8 protein-coding genes and 2 rRNA genes are annotated in these 6,469 nt (G+C 56.8%); 4 read left to right on the forward strand and 6 right to left on the reverse strand.

What is annotated here, in order from left to right; translation table 11 throughout:
• Positions 1-20: 20 nt before the first annotated feature.
• Positions 21-566, forward strand: a complete 546-nt coding sequence (locus MHM37_RS03645; protein WP_139528236.1) for a TIGR00730 family Rossman fold protein — start codon at positions 21-23, stop codon at positions 564-566.
• A gap of 13 nt (positions 567-579) precedes the next feature.
• Here MHM37_RS03645 and MHM37_RS03650 read toward each other — a convergent pair whose 3' ends face one another.
• Positions 580-1,086, reverse strand: coding sequence for a hypothetical protein (locus MHM37_RS03650; protein WP_139528235.1), 507 nt, complete (start codon positions 1,084-1,086; stop codon positions 580-582).
• A 38-nt stretch (positions 1,087-1,124) separates the two neighbouring features.
• A complete protein-coding gene (locus MHM37_RS03655) occupies positions 1,125-1,619 on the reverse strand; it encodes a tetratricopeptide repeat protein (protein WP_139528234.1) in 495 nt (164 codons plus the stop codon).
• Positions 1,620-1,868: 249 nt separating this feature from the next.
• On the opposite strand from MHM37_RS03655, the gene MHM37_RS03660 reads away from it, so the two are divergent.
• Both MHM37_RS03660 and yaaA read left to right on the forward strand, forming a co-directional pair.
• Entirely contained in the window at positions 1,869-2,900 is a 1,032-nt protein-coding gene (locus MHM37_RS03660; RefSeq protein WP_139528233.1) for an NADP(H)-dependent aldo-keto reductase, read from the forward strand.
• 113 nt (positions 2,901-3,013) lie between these two features.
• Positions 3,014-3,793 (forward strand): peroxide stress protein YaaA, encoded by a 780-nt coding sequence (gene yaaA, locus MHM37_RS03665; protein ID WP_139528232.1) that lies wholly within the window; start codon positions 3,014-3,016, stop codon positions 3,791-3,793.
• A 2-nt stretch (positions 3,794-3,795) separates the two neighbouring features.
• On the opposite strand, the gene MHM37_RS03670 is transcribed toward yaaA, so the two are convergent.
• Complete coding sequence (locus MHM37_RS03670; RefSeq protein WP_139528231.1) at positions 3,796-4,371, reverse strand: isochorismatase family protein; 576 nt, start codon at positions 4,369-4,371, stop codon at positions 3,796-3,798.
• A gap of 142 nt (positions 4,372-4,513) precedes the next feature.
• Between MHM37_RS03670 and MHM37_RS03675 the strand changes: the two genes are divergently transcribed.
• Entirely contained in the window at positions 4,514-5,362 is an 849-nt protein-coding gene (locus MHM37_RS03675) for a Tim44-like domain-containing protein (protein ID WP_239295775.1), read from the forward strand.
• A 121-nt stretch (positions 5,363-5,483) separates the two neighbouring features.
• Here MHM37_RS03675 and MHM37_RS03680 read toward each other — a convergent pair whose 3' ends face one another.
• From MHM37_RS03680 to MHM37_RS03690, 3 genes are all read right to left on the reverse strand, one after another.
• Positions 5,484-5,672, reverse strand: coding sequence for a hypothetical protein (locus MHM37_RS03680; RefSeq protein ID WP_139528229.1), 189 nt, complete (start codon positions 5,670-5,672; stop codon positions 5,484-5,486).
• Positions 5,673-5,960: 288 nt separating this feature from the next.
• Positions 5,961-6,076, reverse strand: a 5S ribosomal RNA gene (rrf, locus tag MHM37_RS03685).
• Between the two features lie 155 nt (positions 6,077-6,231).
• A 23S ribosomal RNA gene (locus MHM37_RS03690) occupies positions 6,232-6,469 on the reverse strand; the annotation flags it as partial.

The following is a 6,469-nucleotide window of genomic DNA, read 5'->3' on the forward strand; positions in this document are numbered from 1 at the left end:
GCGATAAGGACGCCCTGACGATGTCACGTATTTGTGTTTACCTTGGTTCTCGGGAAGGTAACAGCCCGGCCTTTCGCCAAGCCGCGCACACCCTCGGCACGAGCCTTGGGCAGCGCGGGCATACATTGGTATATGGCGGCGCACGCGTTGGGCTCATGGGAGAGTTGGCCAATGCGGCGCTGGAAGCAGGAGGTCACGTGATCGGCGTGATGCCGGATCACTTGGTCGAGCGTGAACAGGCGCACTTTGGCTTAACGGAACTGATTCGCGTGCCCAATATGCACGAGCGTAAAGCCACTATGGCAGCGAATGCCGATGCCTTCATTGCTCTACCGGGCGGTATTGGTACGTTCGAGGAGCTATTCGAAATCTGGACCTGGGGCTATTTGGGGCTCCATGACAAACCAATGGGGCTGCTAGATACCGAAGGCTTTTACGCGCCCCTGCTAGCCTTTTTGGATAGCACGGTTAGCCACGGCTTTCTGGCCCAAACGACCCGTGACATGCTGCTTGATGCTTCGACGCCCGATCTTCTATTGGATGCCCTTGAAGCCCAGTTGGATTAACGTCGAGACGCGGTTAGGCTTTGAGGGTCAGCGTGCGAGTGCGCTGATAGGTAAGCTGGAGCAAACGGGCATCTTCTCCGGCACGATGGCGGTGGATGCCTCGCTCTGCCACGACGGCCTCTTTGGTATCACTCCACAACGCCTGCTGCTCTTCACTAAGCAGAATGCGTAGCGCTTCCAGGCGAAAACGGGGCAACATACCAGCATGGTGGAACAGCAACGATAGCCACGTATTATCGTAGCCCCAGCTATCGCTGTACGCCTTACCTAGCTCCCGCAGCTCGTCGTTGAGCCACTGGGCCACTTGGCGCACTGGGTAGCCCTCTTTCATCAGCCGCTCGCGAGAGATGCCATGCAGAAGCTCTGCTTTGGGGTCCCAATGCACCCACTCATCCAACGGCTGAATAAGAAACGCGCAGCAGCTACCGTCGGCGCGGGCGATGCCCACCTCGATCGGATAGCTGCCGCGCCCGAATCCGGACGCTTCAATATCTAGCACTGTAGGTAGCGTCTCGGACACTGATTTCCTCTTTTCTATATCGCCACCGGGTACGGGGCTCAGGCGGCGGCCATTTCCGCCGCAGGCTGCCGCTCGGCCATACGCTGCCAGTAGTCGGCTTGTTCATGATCCACGGCTAAGCCTAGCTCGCCCAAGCGGTAGGCACGCGCCAGGCGATCCGCTGCCAGATAGTGGCCTGCCTGCGCTGCACGGGCGTACCACGTCACCGCATAATCCTCACGGCGAGGATACTGCACACAGCCGTGCTCATGAATTTGTGCCACCTGATACTGTGACTTTACATCGCCTGCCTGGGCCGCTTCCAGTACGTAGCGCGCGCCACGCGCTTTATCCTGTGGCGACAAGCTGCGGTGGAACAACATGTGCCCATAGATCGACTGTGCATCCGGGTGCCCCGCTTCGGCACACCGCTTGAACAGTCGCATGGTGAGACGCTGCGTGCGCGGTGAACGCGGAAGTAACCAACGGGTGTGAAACAGCTGCTCGGCGAGACGAAACTCCAACCGGGTAAACAACGATGATGCCTGCGGCATGGCAAACCACCCTGCCTATCTGTTGAGACCTTCGGCTAACCATCTCACCTTCCACGATGGCTAACCATACGATAAACCGGCGCTTGGCCGGTCAATGGGCTGGCAAGCATACGCCTGCCGTCGTCCTGACTCAACCCTCTTGATTTGCTGCTTTTGTAGAGCCTCGCTAACATGCCTCCCACAGGCTGGTAACGTCGATAGGCATCGCTCATTTTCCAGCCACGTTTTTGCCTAAGCGAGGAGACAAGCATGCAAACGCGCCCACTGGGGAGAACCGGGATGGAGGTCAGCCGACTCTGTCTAGGCACGATGACCTTTGGTGAACAGAACAGCGAAGCCGAGGCTCATGAGCAGCTCGACCGCGCGGTCGCGTTCGGTATCAACTTTATCGACACGGCAGAAATGTACCCGGTTCCGCCAAAGGCAGAGACGCAAGGCCGGACGGAAGCCTATATCGGCAGTTGGCTAAACGCTCGCGGTGCTCGCGACGATGTGATCATTGCCACCAAAGCGGCAGGCCCAGGTTTAGAACACATTCGCGGCGGCCCTAAGATGAGCCGCAACCATCTCCACCAAGCTATCGACACCAGCCTTGAGCGCCTGCAAACGGACTATGTCGATCTGTACCAATTGCACTGGCCTGATCGTCACACCAACTTTTTTGGCAAACTCGGCTACACCCACGCGGAGCAGGAAGACGCCACCCCGCTGGAAGAGACGCTTTCCGCTCTGAAAGAGCTGGTCGATGCTGGGAAGATTCGCGCCATCGGTCTCTCCAATGAAACGCCCTGGGGCGTCATGCGGATGCTTCAGCTCTCTGATCAACTGGGCCTGCCCCGCGTTGCCTCCATACAAAACCCTTACAATCTGTTGAACCGCTCGTTCGAAGTAGGCTTGGCAGAAATTGCCCATCGCGAAGACGTCGGGTTACTGGCCTACTCGCCGCTGGGGTTTGGCGTGCTGTCCGGTAAGTATCTCAACGGCGCCCAGCCGCCAAAAGGCCGCTTGACGCTCTATGAGCGCTTCAAACGCTATACGTCGCCCGAAGCCGACGCCGCGACACAAGCCTACGTCGATCTGGCCAACGCGCATGGGCTCGACCCCGCGCAAATGGCGCTGGCATTCGTCAATTCGCGCAGCTTCCTGACCAGCAACATCATTGGTGCCACGACCATGGAGCAGTTGGAGAGCAACCTCGCCAGCGAGGGCCTGAAGCTCGACGACGATGTGTTGACTGCCATCGACGATATCCACCGCCGCATGCCGAACCCCTGCCCCTAACGGCTCCTATCGTGTCGATAGCCTCGGCTGCCGCCAAGGCTTGATATAATCTCACTATCCATATTGTGGCCGCGTTCCGCGGCCCCCTTTTGTCACGGCACAAGGAGCACGCCATGCTGAGCGTCATTTCCCCCGCCAAAACGCTGGATTTTGAAACACCTCCGACGACCCAAAACGTCACACAACCGGATTTCCTCGAACACAGCCAGCCGCTGATCGATATTCTACGCGGCTACTCCCCTCAGCAAATCAGCGACCTAATGGGCATCAGTGACAAGCTAGCAGGCCTGAACGCGGCTCGCTTTGCCGAGTGGCAGCCCCCTTTCTCGCTGGACAACGCCAAACCTGCCGTGCAGGCGTTTCAGGGAGACGTCTACGCGGGTCTGGAAGCCGAGACCTTCAGCGATGCGGACAATCAGTTTGCCCAGCAGCATTTGCGTATTTTATCGGGTCTCTATGGTTTGCTGCGTCCGCTGGACTTGATCCAGGCCTACCGCTTGGAAATGGGTACCAAACTGCCCAACGATGCGGGCAAGGATCTTTACGCTTATTGGAAGCCCCTCCTGACACCTGCGCTGAACAGTGCGATTGCCGAGAGTGGGTCGAAAGTGCTTGTGAACCTAGCCTCCAACGAATACTTCAAAGCCATCGAAGCTAAGAAGCTGGATGCCCGAGTGATCACTCCCGTCTTCAAGGATGAGAAAAACGGCACGTTCAAAATCATCAGTTTCTATGCGAAAAAAGCGCGCGGGTTGATGAGCGCTTGGATCATTCGACAGCAGATCAATGACCCCGAAGCGCTCAAAGACTTCGATGTGGCAGGCTACCGTTTCGATTCCGCCGCCTCCGAAGGCGATACGCTCGTGTTCACCCGTCGCGAAACGGATCGTTAAGATCAATAAAAGGTGACCGCTTGAGCCGACCTTGGCTTTAAAAACCGGCGATGAATCTCTTTAAAAGTGGCCGTATCACAGCGGTGGAGCCACTCATAGGCCACCATATCCGCGGACACCGCCACCGCCCCATTGGCACACGCACGCTGACGAGCAAGGCGCGCCTCATCCGACCGGCGACTGGCGGTGGCTTCACTCAGCCAAAATACTTGATACCCCGCCTCCAACAGCCCCAGCGCGCTCTGCAGTACGCAGATGTGCGCTTCGGTACCGCACACGATCACCTGCTTGCGTCCAAGCGCGGCCAGCGCCTGACTAAACGACGCCTCTTCTGTCGCACTAAAATGCCGCTTTTGCCACAGCTCGTGCGTTCCCAAGCCCTCCAACAGCGTCGGTGTAGTGCCACCCAGCCGCTCAGGATACTGCTCGGTTAGCCATACCGGCACCTGCAAAGCACCGGCAATACCGGCAAGCCAAGCAGCCTCTTTAATCGCCGCCTCGCCACCCTCGATGACGGGCAGCAAACCGGCTTGAAAATCGATCATCAATAGGACGCTTCGAGACTGATCTAAACGCACTTTTCGCTCCTTTTTTTGTCTTTATAACAGCGCTTACCATCACCTAGGCGAGGTATTACACGGTAAACTGACAGCCCAACCTTTTCTATCTGCTTCGCACCGAAGCATTTGGCATTCCCTGCATCCTTATTGGAGAATCAACATGTTAAGGCAATTCTTTGTGATGCTATTGGTGAGCGTTATGGGCGTTAGCGCCGCCATCGAACACGCAGAGGCACGCCGCCTAGGCGGTGGCAGCAGTATGGGTAGCGTGTCACGCTCCGCTGATCGTCCAGCCAGCACGCCCGCACAACAACAGGCTCAAGGCACCCAGCAACAGGCAGGCGCCGCGAGTGCTGCCCGCCGCGGCGGCATGGGGGGCATGATGGGTGGTTTGCTGGCGGGCGGCTTGCTGGCGGCGCTGTTTTTCGGCGGGGCGTTCGACGAGCTACGCTTAATGGACCTGCTTGTCATGGCGGGCGTTGCCGTGCTGGCTATTGTCGCCTTCCGAGCCTTCATGCGGCAGCGTCGACCCGCATCCGTGACGCATGGCTATCAGCGTGAGCGTCAAGAGATGCCGCATGCATCGACCAGCCACTTCACAGCAACCCCTGGGAGCTTAGCAAGCGGTTTGCAGAGTACCCCCGCCTGGTTTGATAAAGAGCGCTTCCTAGGAGGTGCGAAAGAGCACTTTATGACACTCCAACGCGCTTGGGATAATAACGATTTCAGTAAAATACAGGAGTATGTGACCCCTGAACTTTATAACCTGCTGCGTCAAGAGCGTGCCGAACAGCCTGCTAACAATCAGACCGAGGTGGTGAAACTATTTGCCGAACTTGGGGATGTTAACGAGTATGAGGGGTATGCTGAAGCGACCGTGATTTTCCACGGTATCTTGGACGAAAACGGTGAACAAACCGAGTTCAACGAAACCTGGCACCTGACTCGCAGCATGCGCGACCAAGCGCCTTGGTACTTACAGGGTATCGAGCAAAACCCAGGTGCATAATGACAACTCGCCTGACCACTTCCCAAGCCTAAAATTTTAAGCCTCAAAACCTAAAACAGCCGCTTATCAGCGGCTGTTTTTGTATCGGTGGTGTATCGCTATACTGCAAAGAGCCTTTTACTTACTCCTCTGCCGACTCTTCGATATTTTCGCCCATCTCCTCCAGGCTTTCACCCGCATCTTCCATGCTTTCATCGATGCTCTCACCTGCTTCTTCTGCAGGGCCCTGGTTATCACAGGCTGCTAAGCCGCCCACCATCATGGCCATCAGTAGGGCAACCGCTAGCTTCTTCATCAACGGGGTACTCATATCGCGTCTCCTCCTGAGATGCTGCTTGAATGATAGGTACCACACCATACTAGTTGTCGTGCGGTACACTCGCCACTACAAAGCAGTAACTCCTTGTTATTTAATTTATTAAAACAGCCGTTTCAAGGAAGCTTTGTGCATGGGCTATCGTTGATCGAGTCGTTTGCAGTGTTTCAAACGCATAGCAAAAAACCCCGAGCACAGCGTACTCAGGGCCTGAATAATGGCGCGCTTATCGAGCGCGCAACAAAAACCCAGCCGGTTGGCTGGGTTCTTTGCGGTATAAGTGCCTGACGATGACCTACTCTCGCATGGGGAGACCCCACACTACCATCGGCGCTAAGCGGTTTCACTTCTGAGTTCGGCATGGGATCAGGTGGTTCACGCGTGCTATGGTCGTCAGGCGTAACGGGTAATGCATATCATGCTGACGGCGTCGTTGACGCGGTAAGTGATCGTCTCATGTCCACCAGCACGTTGGCTGGCGGATGCGTATCCGGTTTTTCGAGTGGCTGTCCACTCGGTCGTTATCACGGCGACCAGACCCCTTGGGTGTTATAGGGTCAAGCCTCACGGGCCATTAGTACACGTTAGCTCAACGCCTTGCAGCGCTTCCACACCGTGCCTATCCACCAGCTGGTCTCGCTGGGCCCTTTAGGAGACTCTAGGTCTCGGGGATGTCTCATCTTGAAGGGGGCTTCCCGCTTAGATGCTTTCAGCGGTTATCCCGTCCGACCATAGCTACCCGGCAATGCCACTGGCGTGACAACCGGAACACCAGAGGGTCGTCCACTCCG

It is taken from the genome of Halomonas sp. MMH1-48 (assembly GCF_022348105.1).
In the GTDB taxonomy this organism is placed as follows: Bacteria; Pseudomonadota; Gammaproteobacteria; order Pseudomonadales; family Halomonadaceae; genus Vreelandella; species Vreelandella piezotolerans.